21 protein-coding genes are annotated in these 20,388 nt (G+C 59.0%); 15 read left to right on the forward strand and 6 right to left on the reverse strand.

Going from position 1 to position 20,388, the window contains the following annotated elements; genetic code table 11:
* Positions 1-334 precede the first annotated feature (334 nt).
* Positions 335-1,507: a pyridoxal phosphate-dependent aminotransferase gene (locus ACQ4OE_RS18580; protein ID WP_430947490.1), complete on the forward strand. Its 1,173-nt coding sequence runs from the start codon at positions 335-337 to the stop codon at positions 1,505-1,507.
* Positions 1,507-2,220: a DNA/RNA nuclease SfsA gene (gene sfsA, locus ACQ4OE_RS18585; RefSeq protein ID WP_430947491.1), complete on the forward strand. Its 714-nt coding sequence runs from the start codon at positions 1,507-1,509 to the stop codon at positions 2,218-2,220. The genes ACQ4OE_RS18580 and sfsA overlap by 1 nt, the downstream gene beginning before the upstream one ends.
* Here sfsA and ACQ4OE_RS18590 read toward each other — a convergent pair.
* Positions 2,217-2,534: a Rieske (2Fe-2S) protein gene (locus tag ACQ4OE_RS18590; protein ID WP_430947492.1), complete on the reverse strand. Its 318-nt coding sequence runs from the start codon at positions 2,532-2,534 to the stop codon at positions 2,217-2,219. The two genes, sfsA and ACQ4OE_RS18590, sit on opposite strands and share 4 nt — an antisense overlap.
* A 166-nt stretch (positions 2,535-2,700) precedes the next feature.
* Between ACQ4OE_RS18590 and ACQ4OE_RS18595 the strand changes: the two genes are divergently transcribed.
* Genes ACQ4OE_RS18595 through ACQ4OE_RS18610 form a run of 4 tightly spaced genes read left to right on the forward strand, consistent with a single transcriptional unit; the run spans position 2,701 to position 6,245 of the window.
* A complete protein-coding gene (locus ACQ4OE_RS18595; RefSeq protein ID WP_430947493.1) occupies positions 2,701-3,573 on the forward strand; it encodes a heme/hemin ABC transporter substrate-binding protein in 873 nt (290 codons plus the stop codon).
* A gap of 50 nt (positions 3,574-3,623) precedes the next feature.
* Positions 3,624-4,607 carry an iron ABC transporter permease gene (locus tag ACQ4OE_RS18600; protein WP_205933192.1) on the forward strand — a complete coding sequence of 328 codons (984 nt, stop codon included), beginning with the start codon at positions 3,624-3,626 and terminating at the stop codon, positions 4,605-4,607.
* Positions 4,607-5,374, forward strand: a complete 768-nt coding sequence (locus ACQ4OE_RS18605; protein WP_430947494.1) for a heme ABC transporter ATP-binding protein — start codon at positions 4,607-4,609, stop codon at positions 5,372-5,374. Before ACQ4OE_RS18600 ends, ACQ4OE_RS18605 begins: the two co-directional genes overlap by 1 nt.
* Before the next feature lie 19 nt (positions 5,375-5,393).
* Positions 5,394-6,245, forward strand: a complete 852-nt coding sequence (locus tag ACQ4OE_RS18610) for a ChaN family lipoprotein (RefSeq protein ID WP_430947495.1) — start codon at positions 5,394-5,396, stop codon at positions 6,243-6,245.
* Between the two features lie 232 nt (positions 6,246-6,477).
* Here the strand turns inward: ACQ4OE_RS18610 and ACQ4OE_RS18615 are convergent, their stop codons facing one another.
* From ACQ4OE_RS18615 to ACQ4OE_RS18630, 4 genes are all read right to left on the reverse strand, one after another.
* Positions 6,478-7,272, reverse strand: coding sequence for a Crp/Fnr family transcriptional regulator (locus ACQ4OE_RS18615; RefSeq protein ID WP_430947496.1), 795 nt, complete (start codon positions 7,270-7,272; stop codon positions 6,478-6,480).
* Positions 7,273-7,287: 15 nt separating this feature from the next.
* Complete coding sequence (locus tag ACQ4OE_RS18620) at positions 7,288-7,560, reverse strand: TfoX/Sxy family protein (protein WP_016773175.1); 273 nt, start codon at positions 7,558-7,560, stop codon at positions 7,288-7,290.
* Between the two features lie 201 nt (positions 7,561-7,761).
* On the reverse strand, positions 7,762-8,106 hold the full coding sequence (locus ACQ4OE_RS18625; protein ID WP_430947497.1) for a pentapeptide repeat-containing protein: 345 nt from the start codon (positions 8,104-8,106) through the stop codon (positions 7,762-7,764).
* A gap of 90 nt (positions 8,107-8,196) precedes the next feature.
* Complete coding sequence (locus ACQ4OE_RS18630; protein ID WP_430947498.1) at positions 8,197-9,753, reverse strand: AAA family ATPase; 1,557 nt, start codon at positions 9,751-9,753, stop codon at positions 8,197-8,199.
* 119 nt (positions 9,754-9,872) lie between these two features.
* Between ACQ4OE_RS18630 and mrcB the strand changes: the two genes are divergently transcribed.
* The 3 genes from mrcB to ACQ4OE_RS18645 are packed head-to-tail and all read left to right on the forward strand — an operon-like array spanning position 9,873 to position 13,298.
* Entirely contained in the window at positions 9,873-12,197 is a 2,325-nt protein-coding gene (gene mrcB, locus ACQ4OE_RS18635) for a penicillin-binding protein 1B (RefSeq protein WP_430947499.1), read from the forward strand.
* A gap of 16 nt (positions 12,198-12,213) precedes the next feature.
* A complete protein-coding gene (locus tag ACQ4OE_RS18640; protein WP_430947500.1) occupies positions 12,214-12,963 on the forward strand; it encodes a hypothetical protein in 750 nt (249 codons plus the stop codon).
* A complete protein-coding gene (locus ACQ4OE_RS18645) occupies positions 12,963-13,298 on the forward strand; it encodes a YqcC family protein (protein ID WP_007909947.1) in 336 nt (111 codons plus the stop codon). The genes ACQ4OE_RS18640 and ACQ4OE_RS18645 overlap by 1 nt, the downstream gene beginning before the upstream one ends.
* Before the next feature lie 18 nt (positions 13,299-13,316).
* On the opposite strand, the gene ACQ4OE_RS18650 is transcribed toward ACQ4OE_RS18645, so the two are convergent.
* A complete protein-coding gene (locus ACQ4OE_RS18650; RefSeq protein ID WP_430947501.1) occupies positions 13,317-13,733 on the reverse strand; it encodes a DUF4124 domain-containing protein in 417 nt (138 codons plus the stop codon).
* Between the two features lie 398 nt (positions 13,734-14,131).
* Between ACQ4OE_RS18650 and ACQ4OE_RS18655 the strand changes: the two genes are divergently transcribed.
* From ACQ4OE_RS18655 to msrQ, 6 genes are all read left to right on the forward strand, one after another.
* Positions 14,132-15,856, forward strand: coding sequence for an acetolactate synthase 3 large subunit (locus tag ACQ4OE_RS18655; protein ID WP_007949940.1), 1,725 nt, complete (start codon positions 14,132-14,134; stop codon positions 15,854-15,856).
* A 2-nt stretch (positions 15,857-15,858) separates the two neighbouring features.
* Positions 15,859-16,350: an acetolactate synthase small subunit gene (gene ilvN / locus ACQ4OE_RS18660; RefSeq protein WP_003176102.1), complete on the forward strand. Its 492-nt coding sequence runs from the start codon at positions 15,859-15,861 to the stop codon at positions 16,348-16,350.
* Between the two features lie 48 nt (positions 16,351-16,398).
* Positions 16,399-17,415: a ketol-acid reductoisomerase gene (gene ilvC / locus ACQ4OE_RS18665; RefSeq protein WP_007909969.1), complete on the forward strand. Its 1,017-nt coding sequence runs from the start codon at positions 16,399-16,401 to the stop codon at positions 17,413-17,415.
* 147 nt (positions 17,416-17,562) lie between these two features.
* A complete protein-coding gene (pssA, locus tag ACQ4OE_RS18670) occupies positions 17,563-18,420 on the forward strand; it encodes a CDP-diacylglycerol--serine O-phosphatidyltransferase (protein ID WP_016983477.1) in 858 nt (285 codons plus the stop codon).
* 64 nt (positions 18,421-18,484) lie between these two features.
* Positions 18,485-19,498: a protein-methionine-sulfoxide reductase catalytic subunit MsrP gene (gene msrP / locus ACQ4OE_RS18675; protein WP_430947502.1), complete on the forward strand. Its 1,014-nt coding sequence runs from the start codon at positions 18,485-18,487 to the stop codon at positions 19,496-19,498.
* Positions 19,498-20,121, forward strand: coding sequence for a protein-methionine-sulfoxide reductase heme-binding subunit MsrQ (gene msrQ, locus ACQ4OE_RS18680; RefSeq protein ID WP_430947503.1), 624 nt, complete (start codon positions 19,498-19,500; stop codon positions 20,119-20,121). The genes msrP and msrQ overlap by 1 nt, the downstream gene beginning before the upstream one ends.
* Positions 20,122-20,388 lie beyond the last annotated feature (267 nt).

The following is a 20,388-nucleotide window of genomic DNA, read 5'->3' on the forward strand; positions in this document are numbered from 1 at the left end:
GAAATGGACCGCCTCTACTCTTGTAATCCATTGCGCAGGATTGCTCCATCACCGACACCTGCCGGCCCTGCGGCTGCAAGCGGGCGAACTTACCAGATCAATTCGGCCTGCGCTACTCCCGGATGTCGAGGCCCCGGCGGGTGGCGCTTGCAAATGTTTGGCAAGCCGTGTCTGGTGGTGTTGAAGACCTGTTCAATCACTGATTTTAGTCAATCCTGGAGCGTACGCTCATATCGTTACAGTCCAGCGTTCTTGAGGCTGTGACCGCTGCGGGTTCTCGCTCGTTCCGGCAGATGGGTAGAATCGTCTCTTTTTCCCTGCCGAAGGAAAACCAATGGCTCAGCCGTACAGTGCGCGCAGTCGTGCTATCGAACCGTTTCATGTGATGGCGCTGCTGGCGCGGGCCAATGAATTGCAGGCCGCCGGCCATGATGTGATTCACCTTGAGATCGGCGAGCCGGACTTCACCACCGCCGAACCGATCATCCGCGCGGGGCAGGCGGCGCTGACGGCGGGCAAGACGCGTTACACCGCTGCGCGTGGCATTCCCGAGTTACGCGAAGCCATTTCCGGGTTTTATCAAACGCGGTATGGCTTGAATATCGATCCGCGACGGATTCTGATCACTCCGGGCGGTTCCGGTGCGCTGTTGCTGGCCAGTGCGTTGCTGGTCGATCCCGGTAAACACTGGCTGCTGGCGGATCCCGGTTATCCGTGCAATCGGCACTTCCTGCGTCTGGTCGAAGGTGCGGCGCAGCTTGTTCCTGTAGGGCCGGACGTGCGTTATCAACTGACCCCGGATCTGGTCGAGCGGCATTGGGATCACGCCAGCGTCGGCGCACTGGTCGCGTCGCCAGCCAACCCGACCGGCACGATCCTGACCCGCGATGAACTGGCCGGGTTATCCACAGCCATCAAGGCCAGGCACGGGCATTTGGTGGTGGACGAGATCTATCACGGCCTGACTTACGGCACCGATGCGGCCAGCGTTCTTGAGGTCGATGACAGCGCGTTCGTGCTGAACAGTTTCTCGAAATATTTCGGCATGACCGGTTGGCGCCTCGGCTGGCTGGTGGCGCCGGAGGCTGCGGTGAGCGATCTGGAAAAGCTCGCGCAGAATCTCTACATCAGCGCGCCAAGCATGGCTCAATATGCGGCGTTGGCCTGTTTCGAACCGGACACCATCGCGATTCTGGAGGAGCGCCGCGCCGAATTCGGCCGTCGTCGCGACTTCCTGCTGCCGGCCTTGCGTGAACTGGGTTTCAACATCGCCGTGGAACCGGAGGGCGCGTTCTACTTGTATGCCGATATCAGCCAGTTCGGCGGTGATGCCTTCGCGTTTTGCCGACATTTCCTCGAAACCGAGCATGTGGCGTTTACCCCGGGGCTAGACTTCGGTCGCTATCAGGCCAGTCACCATGTGCGTTTTGCTTACACGCAAAACCTCCCACGCTTACAGGAAGCGGTGGAGCGCATTGCCCGTGGCTTGAAGAGTTGGCAAGGCTGATGCGCTTTTATCCACCCCTTGAAGAAGCGCGGCTGATTCGTCGTTACAAGCGTTTTCTCGCCGATATCGAGACCATTAGCGGCGAGTTGCTGACTATTCACTGCCCGAACACCGGTTCGATGCTTAATTGTCAGGTCGAGGGCGGGCAGGTCTGGTTCAGCCGTTCCAACGATCCGAAACGCAAATTGCCTGGCACCTGGGAGATCGGCGAAACGCCGCAGGGCCGCTTGTTCTGCGTCAATACTGCTCGTGCCAACGGGTTGGTCGAAGAGGCGTTGCAGGCTGGCGTTATCACTGAGTTGAACGGCTTTACCGCGTTGAAGCGTGAAGTCGCCTACGGGCAGGAAAAGAGCCGTATCGATTTCCGCCTCGAATACCCGAGTGGCCCGGCGTATGTGGAAGTGAAAAGCGTCACCTTGGGCTTCGACGGCACCGCGGTGGCGGCGTTTCCCGATGCCGTGACCCAGCGCGGTGCCAAGCATTTGCGTGAGCTGGCGCATTTGGCCCGGGACGGCATCCGCGCGGTGCAGTTGTACTGCGTGAATTTGAGCGGGATTGAAGCGGTGCGTCCGGCCGAGGAAATCGATTCTGCCTACGCCGAGGCCCTGCGCGAAGCGGTGGCGTGTGGCGTTGAAGTGCTGGCTTACGGCGTTCGTCTGGATCATGAAGAGATGGTCATTGATCGCCGTCTCGACGTATTGCTCAACGGCTAAACATCGATCCACAGGCCTTGCCCGTCTTCGCGGCTGGGGATAGCGGAGAGTGCTTGCCCGGCGCACGGCCCGGCGACGCATTCACCGTCCTCGATCAGAAACAGTGCGCCGTGGGTGGCGCACTGGATCAGGCTGTTGCTCGGGTCGAGAAACTGGTCGGGTTGCCATTCCAGGCCGACGCCGCGGTGTGGGCAGCGGTTCAGATAGACATAGGCCTGACCGTTACGGCGCACGGCGAAGAGCTTTTTCCCGTCGACTTCAAAACCACGGCTGGCGGCTTCGGCGAGTTCAGCGCCTGCGCAGAGAAACTTCATGGCTATCCTCTAGTGTCTGCTCGTGTCCGGATATGTCCGAGCTTGACGTTTAAATGCAAACAATTATCAAATGGCGGCCTTCGTCCGCAGGGCGGCTGGCAGATGCCGAGGATACTTGGCCGGCCATTCAGACGCCCGGGAAAAACCTTATCCAAGGAAGCTGTGTATGCGCCTGAGTACCCGCGTGGCTGTGTTGTGTGCCGGACTGTTCGTCAGCCACCAGGCTGCAGCGGCGGATTTACCGCAACGTTGGGTCAGTGCCGGCGGCGCATTGTCGGAGTGGGTCACGGCGCTGGGGGGCGAGTCGAAACTGGTCGGCGTCGATACCACCAGCCAGCATCCGCAATCGTTGAAGGCGCTGCCGAGCATTGGCTATCAGCGCAGCCTGTCGGCTGAGGGCATTCTCAGTCTGCGCCCGGATATCTTGATCGGCACCGAAGAAATGGGCCCACCACCGGTTTTGGCACAAGTCAAAGCGGCCAAGGTTCAGGTGGAGTTGTTCTCGGCGCAGCCGGATTTGCCGACGCTGGAAAAAAACCTCACTCATTTGGGTCAGTTGCTAGGGGCCGAACCGCAGGCTGCGCAGTTGCTGCAACGTTATCAACAGCAACTCGATGCTCAGAAGGCACGGGTTGTTCAAGTGCAGAGCAAACAGAAAGCACCGGGCGTGCTGTTTTTGCTTGGCCATGCGGGTGGCAAGCCGTTGATCGCCGGTAAGGACACTGCCGCCGACTGGCTGCTGCAACAGGCCGGCGGGCGCAACCTGGCGACGCATACCGGTTACAAGCCGTTTTCCGTGGAATCCCTCGCCAGCCTCGATCCTGAAGTGCTGGTGTTCGCCGACCGTGCGTTGACCGGTGACGCGGCGAAAGCAGCACTGTTCAAGGAAAATCCGATTCTCAATTCCAGCCGCGCAGCCAAGAGTGGGCGCGTATTGGAGCTGGATCCGACGCTGCTGGTCGGTGGGCTCGGGCCGCGTTTGCCGGCAGCGCTGAAAACCCTGTCTGACGGTTTCTACCCGGCCAAGAGCGGCCAATGACCACATTGGTAAAACCCCGTGGCTTGTTCATTGGCCTGACGCTTCTGTGTGTGCTGGCGATCTGGCTGTCGTTGTCGCTGGGGCCGGTGAGTTTGCCGCTGTTCGACACATTGCGCGCGGCGCTGCGCATGCTTGGCGTGCCGCTGGCGCCGGATGGACTGGAACAGGCCGAGCTGATTCTCGGGCAGATTCGTCTGCCGCGAACCTTGCTCGGGCTGGCGGTCGGCGGCGTGCTGGCGTTGTCCGGTGTGGCGATGCAGGGTTTGTTTCGTAACCCGCTGGCCGATCCGGGATTGGTCGGGGTGTCCAGCGGTGCGGCATTGGGCGCAGCGATCGCGATTGTCGGCGGTTCTTTTTTTGGCGGTTTGCCGGAATGGTTCGGGCCATATCTGTTGTCGGTCTGCGCGTTTCTCGGCGGTCTTGGGGTGACGGCGCTGGTCTATCGACTCGGTCGACGCAATGGCCAGACCAATGTCGCGACCATGTTGCTGGCGGGCATCGCCCTGACCGCGCTGGCCGGTTCGGCAGTCGGCTTGTTCACGTATCTGGCGGATGACGCGACGTTGCGTACGCTGACCTTCTGGAACCTCGGCAGTCTGAATGGCGCCAGTTACGCGCGACTGTGGCCACTGCTGATCATCAGCGCCGGTGTGGCGTTATGGTTGCCGCGTCGGGCCAAGGCGCTGAACGCGTTGTTGCTCGGTGAGTCGGAAGCCGGGCACTTGGGCATCGATGTCGAGCGGCTCAAGCGTGAGTTGGTGTTTTGCACGGCGTTGGGCGTTGGTGCGGCAGTGGCAGCGGCGGGCATGATCGGTTTCGTCGGGTTGGTGGTGCCGCATCTGGTGCGCTTGCTGGCCGGCCCGGATCACAAAGTGTTGCTGCCGGCGTCGGTGCTCGCCGGTGCGAGCTTGTTACTGCTGGCTGACTTGGTAGCGCGTCTGGCGCTGGCCCCGGCGGAACTGCCGATCGGCATTGTTACGGCGTTTATCGGTGCGCCGTTCTTTCTTTATTTGCTGCTGCGAGGGCGTGCCTGATGTTGCGTGCGCACAATCTGCACATCCAGCGGGGCCGCAAAACCGTGCTCAGCGAGGTTTCCCTGCAACTTGAACCGGGCGAAGTGCTCGGTGTGCTGGGACCGAACGGTGCGGGCAAAAGTACTTTGCTCGGTGCCTTGTGCGGCGAGCTGAAGGCCAGTGAGGGCGAGGTCTCGCTGGACTGTGAGGCGTTGGGTCATTGGACGGGCACGCAGCGCGCCCAGCGTCTGGCGGTGCTGCCGCAGGTCTCGACCCTGGATTTCGCCTTTCGCGTCGAGGAAGTGGTCGGCATGGGCCGCTTGCCCTATCAAAGCGGCCAAGTGCGTGACGACGAGATTATCGCGGCGGCGCTGGCGGCAGCCGATGCCGGGCACCTGAGCGGGCGCAGTTATCTGGCGCTGTCTGGCGGTGAACGTCAGCGCGTGCATCTGGCGCGGGTGCTGGCGCAACTCTGGCCGGGGCAGGCCGGGCAGACGCTATTGTTGGATGAACCGACGTCGATGTTGGATCCGCTGCATCAACACACGACGTTACAAGCGGTGCGCGAGTTTGCCGATCGCGGCGCGGCGGTGCTGGTGATCCTGCATGATCTGAATCTGGCGGCACGCTATTGTGATCGTATTCTGCTGCTTGAAGGCGGCCGCCCGGTGGCGCTGGATACGCCGGAGCAAGTGCTGCGACCGGATTCGCTGAAGGCTGTGTTCGGTCTCGAAGTCTTGGTGCAGCCGCATCCGGAGCGTGGGCATCCGTTGATCATCGCCCGCTGATTTTTATCGAGGTGATGGCATGCGTGGCTTGTGGCTGTTGGCGGTGGTGTGGCTCGCGGGGTGTCAGCAGCTAAGTGTGCCACCGCCGATCAGTGGCGAGATTCGCGATCTGCGCAGCGGTGAGGTGCTGACAGCGCAGCAACTGGTAAAGCGTCTCGCCGTGCCTGAGCGTCTGATCATTGGTGAGCAACATGACAATGCAGATCATCACGCCACGCAGTTGTGGATCTTGCAGTCGCTCGGCGAGCAACGAGCGCAAGGCAGTCTGTTGCTGGAAATGCTGACCCCGGATCAGCAGCCGAAGGTCGATGCCCTGCGCCAGTCTGCCTCGCCCCCCGCTGATCTTCCCGCTGCATTGGCCTGGCAGGATGGCTGGGACTGGAATCTTTATGGCCCAATCGTGCGCTTCGCCCTCGCGCAGCCTTATCCTCTGCGAGCGGCCAATCTCGAAAACAGCGAAATCCGCGCTTTCTATCGCAACCCTCCCGTTCTGACCGGGGCGGGCAGTAACGCGGCGTCGGTGAAGCGAACGCTGCTGGAACAGATCAGCGATTCCCACTGCGGTTTGCTGCCCGAATCACAGATGCCGGCGATGCTCGCTGTGCAGCAACAACGTGATCGGCGTATGGCCGAGCGCCTGTTGGCTGAAGCGAAACCTTCTCTGTTGTTGGCCGGAGCGTGGCACGCGCGCAAGGATGTCGGCGTGCCGCTGCACTTGCTGGATTTGGGCGCGGCTCGGCCACCCACGGTTTTGATGCTGGCAGAGCAGGGCGGCGAGGTGACCGCCGCGATGGCCGATTATGTCTGGTACACACCCGCCACGCCGAAGCAGGATTACTGCGAACAGATGCGCAAACAATTCGGCAAATGACTTTTCCACAGGCAAAAAAAGACCCGGTAAAAACCGGGTCAAATAACCGTGATTAGCCTGATGAGGAGATAATCTGAGAGTCCGAACCAAGGGCTTTTCAGAATATCGACTGATCTCGCGACCAGTTGTGATAATCATAGCGATTCTCATTACCGAGTCAACCACTGATTCTGCATTTATGTGATTTAGTCTTCGAAATGACCGGAATGCCCCGGAAACAGCGGGCTGCACGTTAGCCTTTTATCGCGGTCAGCCGAGTGATCTGTTTGTTGAGTTGGCCGATGCGCCGCGCCATGCTCTCGATCAGGCTGTGGGCGATCTTTGGATTCGAGCGAGTCATGCTCAAAAAATGATCACCGGGAATCAACATCACCGTGCTCGCGTCCCGAGCAATCACCGTGGCATTGCGCGGTTCGCCCGTGAACACTGCCATGGCGCCGAAAATCTCGTCCTTGGGCACTTCACCAACCTTCAGATCATCGACAAACGCCTCGGCATGCCCCTCGATGATCACAAAGACATGATCGGCGACGTCGCCCTGACGGATCAGCACTTCACCCGCCTCAACACGTTTGAAACCATGGGTACTGCGAAACTCCTGCGGCTTCAGTTCGGCCACCGCATGGGCGAGGAGCGCCATTTGCCCCAGCAGGTATTCGAGAAACTGATCCGCTCGGGATGGCTCGGCATACAAATGCTGAAAAACTTCTCTGCGCCGATAGGGCAGCAGGCGCAATGGCCCTTCGCTGTACAAACGGCAGTCGCTCCAGGCATCGCCGCGTTGCAGGCCAATCAAATCGCCTTCCTGCCAATAAAACAGGGGCCGGGCACCGATGCAGCCAGTGATCACGCCTTCGCTGAGCAGAAACAGTTGGTCGCCCGGCAACTGCGCCAACAGATCATCGGTCGCTACAAACTCGATCTCGGGTCCACACGGCGCGAGACTTTCGAGCCACTGCGCAGACAAGTTCTGCAAACGGATGATCAAAGCGTCGGCGTACGCCGATTGTTCCCCCAGCAAATACATGGCGGCGGTGTCCGGTCAGTTCTTGTGGCGCGCGGAAATGGCTTCGAGCTGCTTGTTCAGGGCGTCCTTGCGCTCGGCGGGAATATCGTTCCAGTGCACATCCATCAACGCGCCTTCGATCGCATACAGCAACACCTTCGATGCGCGAAACCCGCGGGTACGCACGGCCCGGTAGGCATCAACAGCGCCCAGCCGACGCAAGTCCGAGGCGCTGTGGATGCCCACGGCATGCAGCCATTGCGCCGACGTCTTGCCAAGATTCTTCAGGTGTTGCAGTTCATCATTCATCAAGCCTCCTTGCGACGGCCGAATGGTGCGTGGGCGAGCTTCTCAGGAGTGTAGCCATCAGTAGGAAAAGCGTGGTTCTTTGGTCGGATTCGACGCAAATGCTTCTAAGAAAGGGGCTTGAAAGGCCTGCGAACGCACAAAGGAGGGGGAAACGCAGAAATAAATGTGGGAGCAAGCCTGCTCCCACAGTCTTTGGAGATATCAGCGAGTGCGATAACGCAAACGCGTACCGAAATTCATCGACATCAGAATCTCGTCAGCACTCAACTCCGCCGGGAAGTAAGCCCCGGAAATCTGCGCATGAGCGAGGCTCGCCCCTTCAAGCGAAGCATTACGGAAATCGATGCCACGCAGATCAGCGGAACGGAAGTAAGCGTCGCGGAAATCCACGCCATCGGCATTCAGTTCGCGCAGATCGAGACCGCGGAAGTCGCCGCCGACCATATCGATCGCGCCATCTTGCGGGCGTTCTTTGTTGAAACCTGTGATGTCGTCTTTGTGCAGCAAGACATACAGGGGGGAATCGAGAAGTTTCGGCTGGCTCATGTCATATCACCGTTGGTTTTATGACGCCAGTATAGTGCCACTATTTGGCGGCCGTGAAGCAAGCGAGGGCTCCACGGCCGAAAGAGTTTCTTACAGGCCTGGCAGGCGTTGGCGAATCTGCGCGACCACGGTGTCCAGCGTCCCGGATTCATTGGTCTGCACGCGTTTGCTGCGCAGGATTTCTTCCGGCGTCAGCGCTTCACGATTGGTCTGTTGCGCTTCGATCACGGCCAGAGTGGCGTCGGACGGATCCTGTTTGTCCGCCTGACGAATCGCCAGCCAGCTCTCGATTACCGCTTGTGGCGCGTTGCAGTCGAGGATCAGGAACGGCGTGCCGGTGGCTTCGGTGATCTTCGCGGCGTTGTCGCGTTGTTCACGCTTGAGGTAAGTCGCATCGATCACGACCGGGAAACCGGCGTGCAGGATGATTTCAGCAATTTCATGCAGGCGCGCGTAAGTCGCCACGCTGGCGTCAGCACTATAAATGCCGGCCTGTACGTCGTTGGCGACGGTTTGCTCACCGAACAGGCGCTTGCGCTCAACGTCGGAACGCAGACGAATGGCGCCCAGCGCTTCCACCAGGCGCATGGCCACGTGGCTTTTGCCGACGGCAGAAACGCCGTGGGTAATCGCCATGAAGCGCGAAGGAATGGTGCTGTAGCTTTCCGCCAGGTTGGCGTAGTTGCGGTACTGGCGCAGGGTGGTGGCGCGCTGCACCGGCGTCGCGTCTGCCGGCATGCTGAACAGGGCGACCTTGGCGCGAACCAGGGCGCGGTAGGCTTTATAGAAGTTCAGCACTTCCAGGCCTTGATAGTCGCCGGTCAGCTCCAGGTATTGGCTGATGAAACGGCGAGCCAGGGATTTCAGGCCACGGTCTTCCAGGTCCATTGCCAGGAAACCGGTGTCGGCCCAGACGTCAGTGAAGCGGAACGGTTCGTTGAACTCGATGCAGTCGAAGATCACCACTTTGCCGTCGATGACCGTGGCGTTGCCCAAGTGGATATCCCCGTGGCATTCACGGGTGAAGCCCTCGGTCTTGCGCTGAGCGAACAAAGGCTTGAGACGTTCAAAGCTGCTTTCAGCCCAGGCTTTTAGGGCCTCGAGTTGCAGCAGATCGTTTTTGTCGCTGAGGAACGGCAGGATCTGCTCGAAGTTTTGCGACACCGGCGCCATCACGCTGTCCGGGGTGCCGGCATCGTGTTCAGCCGGGACCTTTGGCGCGCTCAAGTGGAAACGGGCGATTTGTTCGGCCATTTCGTCGACATGTTGGGTCGTCAGCTCGCCGTTGGCTTGCAAGGTGCTGAGCAACCCGGTTTGCGGGAACTGGCGCATCTTCAGCACATATTCGATCGCCGGCCCTTCGCCACCCAGTTGCGGTGCCTCGACGCTGCCGGTCACCGGCAACACTTCCAGATACAAATCGTCAGTCAGGCGCTGGTTGAGACGCAGCTCTTCCGCGCAAAAATGGCCGCGTGATTCGAGGCCGGTGAAGTCGAGGAAGCCGAAATTCACCGGTTTCTTCACTTTATAGGCGAAGGGACCTGTGAGGATCACCCACGAGATATGGGTTTCGATGACCTGGAACCCTTCGACGGGGTGCGGGTAGAGGGCCGGGTTTTGCAGGGCAGCGATCAGTGACTGGCTCACGGGCGATCCTTCAGAGACTGGGGGGAAATTCGAGGCGGCCATTATGGCCGCTCGCCAGCCTGACGCAAACCTCGGAGCGCGCCTGTTGAGGATGAATAAAGTGCGTATAATCCGCCGCCATGACTCGAACTCGATCTCCCCGTACCAAGAAAAAACCACCCTCCAAGGGCCTGAGGCCATGGTTGAGCTGGGCCATTAAACTCAGTCTGGTCGGCCTCGTGGTGCTGGCTGGCTTCGCCGTTTACCTCGATGCCGTGGTGCAGGAGAAGTTCTCCGGCAAGCGCTGGACCATCCCGGCCAAGGTCTACGCGCGCCCGCTCGAGCTGTTCGTCGGACAAAAGCTCAGCAAGGACGATTTCCTCACCGAACTCGATGCCCTTGGCTATCGTCGCGAAGCCGTGAGCAATGGCCCCGGTGCCGCTGCGGTGAATGGCAATACTGTCGATCTGAATACCCGTGGCTTCCAGTTCTATGAAGGCCTGGAAAAACCGCAGCCGGTGCGCGTGCGTTTCTCTGGCGACTACGTCGCCGAGCTTTCTGCGACCAACGGCTCGAAATTGTCCGTGGTGCGCCTTGAGCCGCTGATGATCGGCGGCATTTACCCGAAGAATCTCGAAGACCGCATTCTGATCAAACTCGATCAGGTGCCACCGTATCTGCTCGACACCCTGGTCGCTGTCGAAGACCGCGATTACTACAGCCATTGGGGCGTGTCGCCGAAGTCGATTGCCCGCGCCATCTGGGTCAACACCTCAGGCGGCAAGATGACTCAGGGCGGCAGTACGCTGACCCAGCAGTTGGTGAAAAACTTTTACCTGACCAGCGAACGCAGCCTGACCCGCAAGCTCACCGAAGCGATGATGGCGATGCTGCTGGAGCTGCATTACGACAAGAAGGAAATTCTTGAGGCTTATCTCAACGAAGTCTTCGTCGGTCAGGACGGTCAGCGTGCGGTGCACGGTTTCGGTCTGGCCAGTCAGTTCTTCTTCGGTCAGCCATTGTCCGAGCTGAAACTGCATCAGGTGGCGTTGCTGGTCGGCATGGTCAAAGGCCCGTCCTATTACAACCCGCGGCGTAATCCTGAGCGTGCGCTGGAGCGCCGTAATCTGGTGCTCGACGTGCTTGCCCAGCAAGGCGTAGCGACTGCCGAACAGGTCGAAGCGGCGAAGAAAATGCCACTGGGCGTGACCACGCGCGGCAAGCTGGCCGACAGTTCTTTCCCGGGCTTCATTGATCTGGTCAAACGTCAGTTGCGTGAAGATTACCGCGACGAAGACTTGACCGAAGAGGGCCTGCGCATCTTCACCAGTTTCGACCCGATCCTGCAGATGAAAGCCGAGGCGTCGGTCAACGACACCTTTAAACGTCTGGCCGGGCGCAAAGGCTCCGACGATGTCGAAGCAGCGATGGTCGTGACCAATCCGGAGACCGGCGAAGTCCAGGCCATGATCGGCAGCCGTCAGGCCAGTTACGCCGGTTTCAACCGCGCGCTGGATGCGGTGCGGCCAATCGGTTCGTTGATCAAGCCAGCGGTTTATCTGACCGCGCTGGAGAAACCGAGCCAGTACACCCTGACCAGTTGGCTGTCGGACGACCCATTGTCGGTCAAAGGCGCGAACGGTCAGGTGTGGAAACCACAGAACTATGACCGCCGCTCCCACGGCACCGTGTTCCTGTATCAAGGGTTGGCGCATTCCTACAACTTGTCGACCTCGCGTCTGGGTCTGGAAGTGGGCGTGCCGAATGTGCTCAAGACCTTGGGCCGTTTGGGCGTCACCCGCGAATTCCCGGCATTCCCATCTATGTTGCTGGGCGCCGGCGGCATGACGCCGATCGAAGTCGCGACCATGTATCAGACCCTCGCCAACGGTGGTTTCAATACGCCGATGCGCGGGATTCGCAGCGTATTGACCGCCGAGGGCGAGCCGCTCAAGCGTTATCCGTTCCAGATCGAGCAGCGTTTCGACCCGGCGTCGATTTACCTGATCCAGAACGCCATGCAGCGCGTGATGCGCGAAGGTACCGGCAGCTCGGTTTACAACGTGTTACCGAAAACCCTGACGCTGGCGGGCAAGACCGGTACCAGTAACGACTCCCGCGATAGCTGGTTCGCAGGTTTCAGTCAGGATCTGCTGGCGGTGGTCTGGCTGGGGCGCGACGACAACGGCAAGACGCCGTTCACCGGTGCGACCGGTGCGTTGCAGGTCTGGACCAGTTTCATGCGCAAGGCCGATCCGCTGCCGCTGGACATGCCGCAGCCGGACAACGTCGTGCAGGCGTGGGTCGATTCGCGTACCGGGCAAGGCTCCGATGCCAACTGCCCAGGGGCGGTGCAGATGCCGTATATTCGCGGCAGCGAACCGCCACCCGGCGCCGCGTGTGCAAGCGAGACGCCTGCTTCCGGCGAGTCGGTGATGGATTGGGTCAAGGGCTGGATGAATTAAGCGAAGAGGGTTTCAAGTGAACAAGTGGTTGATTCCAGCGGTGACCGCCGTGGCTTTGCTCAGCGGCTGCTCTAGCGTACAGCACGGTTCGATTCCGGTAGTTGATTCCGGGACGGCGGTGTCCAACAGCGAACGTATTTCGGCCAATGGCGGCTTCCGTCAAACCACCGTAAAGCGTCCTGCACAAGCGCAGACCCAAGCGATCCCGCAAGGCGATACCGGCGTGGTGGTGATGGTGCCGGGTGGCGGTGCCGCCGTGTCGACGCCGATCAGCTCGTCGCCTATCGAGGCGGGCCCGGCATCCGGCGGTATTACGTCGGGACCGTACACGCCTCCGGCAGTTGAATCGGCACCGGCCAATTCCGGCAGCTACAGCATGCCTTCGACGCCGAGCGGGATTCCATCGGCCAGCAGCGGCGGTGGCTTGTCGGCGGATGAGCAACTGGACGGTCCGGTACTCGCCTTGCTGACCACCGCGCAACAGCAACAGGCTGGCGGCGACCTCAATGGCGCATCGTCGAGCCTGGAACGTGCGCAGCGTGTCGCTCCGCGTGAGCCGCAAGTGCTTTATCGTCTGGCGCAAGTGCGCATGGCGCAAGGTGATGCGCCGCAGGCCGAGCAGTTCGCTCGTCGCGCGCTGACCATGGCTAGCGGTCGTCCGGACCTGCAGGCCAACCTGTGGGAAGTCATCGCCCAGGCCCGTGAGAAACAAGGAGATTCCGCCGGCGCCGCTCAGGCCCGTCAGAAGGCCAAGGTTTCGCTGTGATGGATGCCCGGTTCCCGAAAATCGCCGATCAGCTGTTGCTGATCGAGCGTGAACTGCGCACCCAAGGCTGGTGGGATGAGGTTTCGCCCTCGGCCGAAGCCCTGAGCAGTGTCGAGCCGTTTTCGGTCGATACGCTGGACTTCGAACAGTGGCTGCAATGGATCTTCCTGCCGCGGATGAAGATGATCCTCGAGCAGGATCTGCCGTTACCGAATGCTTCGGGCATTCAGGAAATGGCTGAAATGGTCTTCGCCCAGCGCAATCTGGGTGGCAAGGATCGTCAGCTTCAGGTGCTGCTCAAAGAGTTTGACCTGCTGATCACTGCTTCGCGCTGAATTGAAAACTGCCAGTCGCTACTGGCAGTTTTCACTTATCTGTTTCTGCGCTTCGACAATGCGTTCCTGACGCTGCGCATCATCCAATCTGCGCAAACGTCCCTCCACCTCTTCTCTCAAGCGCGGATTGTTCTGCAATTGCGCAAGATTCGTCCGCGCCTGCTCGCAAAACTGCTTGAGCTGCGTCTGTTGGTCGGCAACCTGTTTCTTCACCTTGCTATCGATCGCCTTCTGATCACCGAGCACGCCGCTGCCCGGCATTGCCGCCGGTTTCGGCGGGGGCGAGGAGGGCGTTTGCAGGGTGGTGGACGACTGACCGGGTGGCGGCTGTGCATCGAAATGCGTGACACCTTGGGCATCGACCCATTTGTAGATTTGAGCGGCCATGCACCATGGGCTGAGACCGATCAGCAGAGTAAGGAGGAGCGTTCGCATGCTGAATCCTTGGCAAAAGTGCGCAATTGACACTAACAGAGTAGCGGTTTTCAGGTTTTTTCTTGCGTTCTCATGTGCTTACCCACAATTAACCACATTGACGGCTTGACTTGGAGAGGGCGAAACAGAAGAATCCAAAGTCCGCTGTAGAGGGACTGCCAGAAGCAGACCCACTCGGTAGATCATGAGGCGCATATCCGCGCCGACCTGTTACACCCGCAACGCGTTACCTCGCGCTGGGTGGGAAAGGCCCGCAACACTGGGACGATCCCAATACTTGCTCAGTCAGTGCTGACGTAGTCGGCGACCACCGTCGCTCATGCTCTGCCGAGAAGTAAACCTATTAAGACCCGCCCCTTTTTTGTGGACGGTATTCTGGCGTTTTAGAGGTGAACAACGTGGAGCTTTTATCTGGCGGTGAGATGCTCGTCCGCTTTTTGCGTGACGAAGGCGTCAAATATATCTACGGGTACCCGGGTGGTGCTCTCCTGCATGTTTACGATGCCCTGTTCAAAGAACCGGAAGTGACTCACATCCTGGTTCGTCACGAACAAGCGGCAACCCATATGGCTGACGGTTATGCCCGTGCCACCGGTAAAGCCGGCGTGGTATTGGTGACGTCCGGTCCTGGCGCCACAAACGCCATCACCGGTATCGCGACCGCCTATATGGACTCGATTCCAATGGTGATCATTTCCGGTCAGGTGCCAAGCACCATGGTCGGCACCGACGCGTTCCAGGAAACCGACATGATCGGTATCTCCCGGCCGATCGTGAAGCACAGCTTCATGATCAAGCACGCTTCGGAAATCCCGGAAGTCATGAAGAAGGCCTTCTACCTGGCGCAATCCGGTCGTCCGGGCCCGGTCGTGGTGGATATCCCGAAAGACATGACCAACCCGGCCGAGAAGTTCGAATACATCTTCCCGAAGAAAGCCAAGCTGCGTTCCTACAGCCCGGCCGTTCGCGGTCACTCCGGGCAAATCCGCAAGGCAGCTGAAATGCTCTTGGCGGCCAAGCGCCCAGTGCTGTACTCCGGCGGCGGTGTGATTCTGGGCAACGGTTCCGCACCGCTGACCGAACTGGCAAAAATGCTCAACCTGCCCGTGACCAACACGTTGATGGGCCTTGGCGGTTTCCCTGGCACTGATCGTCAGTTCATCGGCATGCTCGGCATGCACGGCAGCTACACCGCCAACCTGGCGATGCACCACGCTGACGTGATCCTGGCGGTCGGCGCGCGTTTCGACGATCGCGTGATCAACGGCGCGGCGAAGTTCTGCCCGAACGCCAAGATCATCCATATCGACATCGACCCGGCTTCGATTTCCAAAACCATCAAGGCTGACGTGCCAATCGTTGGTCCGGTCGAGAGCGTCCTGACCGAAATGGTCGCGATCCTCAAGGAAATCGGCGAAACCCCGAACAAGGAGTCCGTCGCCAGTTGGTGGAAGCAGGTGGATGAATGGCGCGGCGATCGCGGCCTGTTCCCTTATGAAAAGGGCGACGGCAGCAAGATCAAGCCGCAGACCGTGATCGAAACCCTCTGCGAAGTGACCAAGGGCGATGCCTTCATCACTTCCGACGTGGGCCAGCACCAGATGTTCGCTGCGCAGTACTACACGTTCAACAAGCCGAATCGCTGGATCAACTCCGGTGGTCTGGGCACCATGGGCTTCGGTTTTCCGGCGGCCATGGGCATCAAGTTGAGCTTCCCGGATGACGACGTTGCCTGCGTGACCGGCGAAGGCAGCATCCAGATGAACATCCAGGAACTGTCGACCTGCCTGCAATATGGCTTGCCAGTGAAAATCGTCATCCTGAACAACGGTGTTCTGGGGATGGTTCGCCAGTGGCAGGACATGAGCTACGGCAGCCGTCACTCGCACTCGTACATGGAGTCACTGCCGGACTTCGTCAAATTGGCTGAAGCCTACGGCCACGTCGGCGTACGCATCACCGAATCGAAAGATTTGAAGTCGAAGATGGCAGAAGCGTTCGCCATGAAGGATCGCCTGGTGATCATCGATGTTTCGGTCGACACCAGCGAGCACGTCTATCCGATGCAGATCAAAGACGGCTCGATGCGCGATATGTGGCTGAGCAAGACGGAGCGTACTTAATCATGCGGCACATTATTTCCTTGCTTCTGGAAAACGAACCCGGCGCTCTGTCTCGCGTAGTCGGCCTGTTCTCGCAGCGCAACTACAACATCGAAAGCCTGACCGTGGCCCCGACCGAAGACCCGACCCTGTCGCGTCTGACGCTGACCACCGTTGGTCACGATGAAGTCATCGAGCAGATCACCAAAAACCTGAACAAGCTGATCGAAGTGGTCAAGCTGGTGGACCTGTCGGAAAGCGCTCACATCGAGCGTGAACTGATGCTGGTCAAGGTCAAGGCCACTGGCGCCCAGCGCGCCGAGATCAAACGCACCACCGATATTTACCGTGGACAGATCGTCGACGTCAGCGCCAGCGTGTATACCGTTCAACTGACCGGTACCAGCGACAAGCTCGACAGCTTCATTCAGTCCATCGGCACCGCATCGATTCTGGAAACCGTCCGTAGCGGCGTGACCGGCATTGCCCGCGGCGACAAAGTACTCAGCATCTAAACCAAATTAGCGAATGGCCTGAACGGCCTGGATATATAGGGGAAATTCATGAAAGTTTTCTACGATAAAGACTGCGACCTGTCGATCATCCAGGGCAAGAAAGTTGCCATCATCGGTTACGGTTCCCAGGGCCACGCCCAAGCGTGCAACCTGAAAGATTCCGGTGTCGACGTTACCGTTGGTCTGCGTAAAGGTTCGGCCACCGTTGCCAAAGCTGAAGCTCACGGCCTGAAAGTGACCGACGTTGCTTCCGCTGTTGCGGCTGCCGACCTGGTCATGATCCTGACCCCGGACGAGTTCCAGTCCTCCCTGTACAAAAACGAAATCGAGCCGAACATCAAGAAAGGCGCCACCCTGGCCTTCTCCCACGGCTTCGCGATTCACTACAACCAGGTTGTTCCGCGTGCCGACCTCGACGTGATCATGATCGCGCCGAAAGCCCCGGGCCACACCGTACGTTCCGAGTTCGTGAAAGGCGGCGGTATTCCTGACCTGATCGCGATCTACCAGGATGCCTCGGGCAACGCCAAAAACGTTGCACTGTCCTACGCTGCTGGCGTTGGTGGTGGTCGTACCGGCATTATCGAAACCACCTTCAAGGACGAGACCGAAACCGACCTGTTCGGCGAACAAGCCGTTCTGTGCGGTGGTACCGTTGAACTGGTTAAAGCCGGTTTCGAAACCTTGGTTGAAGCTGGCTACGCGCCGGAAATGGCCTACTTCGAGTGCCTGCACGAACTGAAGTTGATCGTTGACCTCATGTACGAAGGCGGTATCGCCAACATGAACTACTCGATCTCCAACAACGCCGAATACGGCGAGTACGTGACTGGCCCGGAAGTCATCAACGCCGAGTCCCGTCAGGCCATGCGCAACGCCCTGAAACGTATTCAGGACGGCGAATACGCCAAAATGTTCATCAGCGAAGGCGCAACCGGCTACCCTTCGATGACCGCCAAGCGTCGTAACAACGCCGCTCACGGCATCGAAGTCATCGGCGAGCAACTGCGCTCCATGATGCCGTGGATCGGTGCCAACAAGATCGTCGACAAAGCCAAAAACTAAGTCGTCCTTCTTGTACGGAAAACGCGGCCTCGGCCGCGTTTTTTCGTTTGGGCCGATGGTTCTGGTATAAAGCTGCAGCGTTTGTGGCCGAACTGTCGTCCTCAAGCACCTGTCGAAATTTCTCCAAACCGTTGCAAGGTAATGTCCATGAGCGAACGTCCCGAAGAGCCGAACAAGGCTTCTGACGCCGAAAGCCTGCTGCCCATCGATGAACACATCGAAGAAGGGCACGACGCAGAAGGTCGTAAAGTCCGGCATCGTGGTATCTATCTGCTGCCGAATCTGTTCACCACTGCGAACCTGTTTGCAGGGTTTTACTCCATCATCAACTCGATGAGTGCCCAGGCTGCGTTGAGCGCAGGTGATTCGGCGAATGCGAGCAAGTATTTCGCGTTTGCCGCGATCGCGATTTTCGTGGCTATGGTCCTCGACGGTCTCGACGGCCGTGTCGCGCGCATGACCAATACGCAAAGTGCCTTCGGCGCCGAGTACGACTCGCTGTCGGACATGGTCGCGTTCGGTGTCGCGCCGGCACTGCTGGCGTTCGGTTGGGCGCTGGGTGACATGGGCAAGGTCGGCTGGATGGTCGCCTTCATTTATGTAGCGGGCGCGGCGTTGCGTCTGGCGCGTTTCAATACTCAGGTGGGTACGGCGGACAAACGCTACTTCATCGGTCTGGCCAGCCCGGCGGCTGCTGGTGTAGTGGCGGGCATCGTCTGGGCATTCAGTGATTACGGGATTCAGGGTTCGAAGATGTCGTTCCTGGTCGCGTTGATGGTGGCGGCCGCCGGCATGCTGATGGTCAGCAACATCAAGTACAACAGCTTTAAAGAGCTGGACTTGAAAGGGCGCGTGCCATTCGTGGCGATCCTTGCGGTAGTGCTGGTGTTCGCCGTGGTCTTCAGCGATCCACCGCGCATTCTGCTGCTGGTGTTCCTCGCCTACGCCGCTTCTGGCCCAGTGCAGTATCTGTTGCATCTTCGTCGGCACAAAAAAGCCGAGTGATGTAATTTCCCGCATACTCCGCAGTCTATGGGTGCATCAGTCCTCCAAAGTCTGCGGAGTTGCCATGTTGATCAAAATCCCCAAAGCGTCCGACTGCCATGAGTCGGATGTCACGCCTGAATCCATTTATCTCTCGCGCCGTCAATTGCTCGGGGCCACTGCTGCCGGTATCGCCGTCAGTAGCCTGCCGCGCTGGGCGAACGCCGATGATGCCGCTCGCTATGCCGACGTCGAACCGGGCAAGGCGCCTGCCTGGTTTGCCGAGAAGCTGCCTTCTACTCAATGGGGCGCGGTCAACGTCAAGGATGAGGCGATCACGCCTTACAAGGACGCGACTCACTACAACAACTTTTATGAATTCGGTACCGACAAGGGCGATCCGGCGGCGAATGCTGGCTCGCTGAAAACCGAACCGTGGAGTGTGGTGATAGACGGGGAGGTGGGTAAGCCGGGGCGTTATGCGCTGGAAGACTTCATGAAACCGTATCAGTTAGAGGAACGCATCTATCGCCTGCGCTGTGTCGAGGCGTGGTCGATGGTTATTCCATGGATCGGCTTTCCGATCTCGGCGCTGCTCAAACAAGTCGAGCCGACATCGAAGGCCAAGTACATCCGTTTCGAAACTTTGCAGGATCCCAAGAGCATGCCGGGGCAGCGCTCTGGTTTCGCTTTGATCAACTGGCCCTATGTTGAAGGCTTGCGTCTGGATGAAGCGATGAACCCATTGGCGATTTTGGCGGTGGGCATGTACGGCCGCGAGCTGCCAAATCAGAACGGCGCGCCGCTGCGTTTGGTGGTGCCCTGGAAGTACGGTTTCAAGAGTGTTAAATCCATCGTGCGTATCAGCCTGGTCAGCGAGCAGCCGAAAACCACTTGGCAGAGCATCGCGGCAGATGAATACGGCTTCTATGCGAACGTGAACCCGACGGTCGATCACCCGCGCTGGACCCAGGCGCGGGAGCGGCGTCTGCCGAACAGTCTGTTCAAGCCAAACGTACGTGATACGCAGATGTTTAACGGCTACTCCGATGAAGTCGCTTCTTTATATACAGGGCTCGATCTGCGGAAGAACTACTGATGCGATTTCCGTTCTGGCGTATCGGCGTTTTCATCGCCGCGGCTATTTGGCCAATGCTCTGGTTGTACCAGGCGCTTGAGGACTTGCTCGGGCCTGATCCTGGCAAGGTCCTGGTGGATCGACTGGGGTTGGGGACGTTGGTGTTGTTACTGATCACTCTGAGCATGACGCCTATGCAGAAACTGACCGGCTGGGCAGGGTGGATTGCAGTGCGCCGTCAGTTGGGGCTCTGGTGTTTTGCCTATGTGGTTTTGCATCTGTGTAGCTACATGGCGTTTATTCTGGGTTTCGATTGGTCGCAGCTGACGGTCGAGTTGCGCAAGCGGCCGTACATAATAGTAGGGGCGCTGGGTTTCCTCGGATTGTTGGCTCTGGCGGTCACGTCCAATCGCTACAGTCAGCGCCGGTTGGGTGTGCGCTGGAAGAAGTTGCATCGCTTCGTCTATGTGATTCTGGGTCTGGGTTTGCTGCATATGCTGTGGATCGTGCGCGCTGATCTTGAGGAGTGGGCGATCTATGCCTTTATAGGTGTGATGCTTCTGGTGCTGCGTATTCCGCCAGTGACGCGGCGGATCCCGCGTTTGCTGGGCAAAAAGCAGAATTTTCAAGAAAAGCGAAATTAACGGTTGACGGCAGATTTCAGATGTCTATAATTCGCCCCACTTCCGGCGCAGTCGAAACGGAAAACTCCTTGAGATTCAATGAGTTATGTAGGTTTCGACAGCAGGTTGCTTCAGTTCATCGAAGTCTAAAGGAAGTTGAAAAAGAGGTGTTGACAGCAGCGTGTAACGCTGTAGAATTCGCCTCCCGCTGACGAGAGATCTGAGGCGCAAGTGGTTGAAGTTGTTGAAGAATTCTTCGAAAGCTTCTGAAAATAATCACTTGACAGT

It is taken from the genome of Pseudomonas sp. WC2, assembly GCF_050586545.1.
In the GTDB taxonomy this organism is placed as follows: domain Bacteria; phylum Pseudomonadota; class Gammaproteobacteria; order Pseudomonadales; family Pseudomonadaceae; genus Aquipseudomonas.

Bases quoted from the DNA above. Each gene is read 5' to 3' on its own strand.
- ACQ4OE_RS18580 (WP_430947490.1), top strand. From the start codon at position 335: ATGGCTCAGCCGTACAGTGCGCGCAGTCGTGCTATCGAACCGTTTCAT.
- sfsA (WP_430947491.1), top strand. From the start codon at position 1,507: ATGCGCTTTTATCCACCCCTTGAAGAAGCGCGGCTGATTCGTCGTTAC.
- ACQ4OE_RS18590 (WP_430947492.1), bottom strand. From the start codon at position 2,534: ATGAAGTTTCTCTGCGCAGGCGCTGAACTCGCCGAAGCCGCCAGCCGT.
- ACQ4OE_RS18595 (WP_430947493.1), top strand. From the start codon at position 2,701: ATGCGCCTGAGTACCCGCGTGGCTGTGTTGTGTGCCGGACTGTTCGTC.
- ACQ4OE_RS18605 (WP_430947494.1), top strand. From the start codon at position 4,607: ATGTTGCGTGCGCACAATCTGCACATCCAGCGGGGCCGCAAAACCGTG.
- ACQ4OE_RS18610 (WP_430947495.1), top strand. From the start codon at position 5,394: ATGCGTGGCTTGTGGCTGTTGGCGGTGGTGTGGCTCGCGGGGTGTCAG.
- ACQ4OE_RS18615 (WP_430947496.1), bottom strand. From the start codon at position 7,272: ATGTATTTGCTGGGGGAACAATCGGCGTACGCCGACGCTTTGATCATC.
- ACQ4OE_RS18620 (WP_016773175.1), bottom strand. From the start codon at position 7,560: ATGAATGATGAACTGCAACACCTGAAGAATCTTGGCAAGACGTCGGCG.
- ACQ4OE_RS18625 (WP_430947497.1), bottom strand. From the start codon at position 8,106: ATGAGCCAGCCGAAACTTCTCGATTCCCCCCTGTATGTCTTGCTGCAC.
- mrcB (WP_430947499.1), top strand. From the start codon at position 9,873: ATGACTCGAACTCGATCTCCCCGTACCAAGAAAAAACCACCCTCCAAG.
- ACQ4OE_RS18645 (WP_007909947.1), top strand. From the start codon at position 12,963: ATGGATGCCCGGTTCCCGAAAATCGCCGATCAGCTGTTGCTGATCGAG.
- ACQ4OE_RS18650 (WP_430947501.1), bottom strand. From the start codon at position 13,733: ATGCGAACGCTCCTCCTTACTCTGCTGATCGGTCTCAGCCCATGGTGC.
- ilvN (WP_003176102.1), top strand. From the start codon at position 15,859: ATGCGGCACATTATTTCCTTGCTTCTGGAAAACGAACCCGGCGCTCTG.
- ilvC (WP_007909969.1), top strand. From the start codon at position 16,399: ATGAAAGTTTTCTACGATAAAGACTGCGACCTGTCGATCATCCAGGGC.
- pssA (WP_016983477.1), top strand. From the start codon at position 17,563: ATGAGCGAACGTCCCGAAGAGCCGAACAAGGCTTCTGACGCCGAAAGC.
- msrP (WP_430947502.1), top strand. From the start codon at position 18,485: ATGTTGATCAAAATCCCCAAAGCGTCCGACTGCCATGAGTCGGATGTC.
- msrQ (WP_430947503.1), top strand. From the start codon at position 19,498: ATGCGATTTCCGTTCTGGCGTATCGGCGTTTTCATCGCCGCGGCTATT.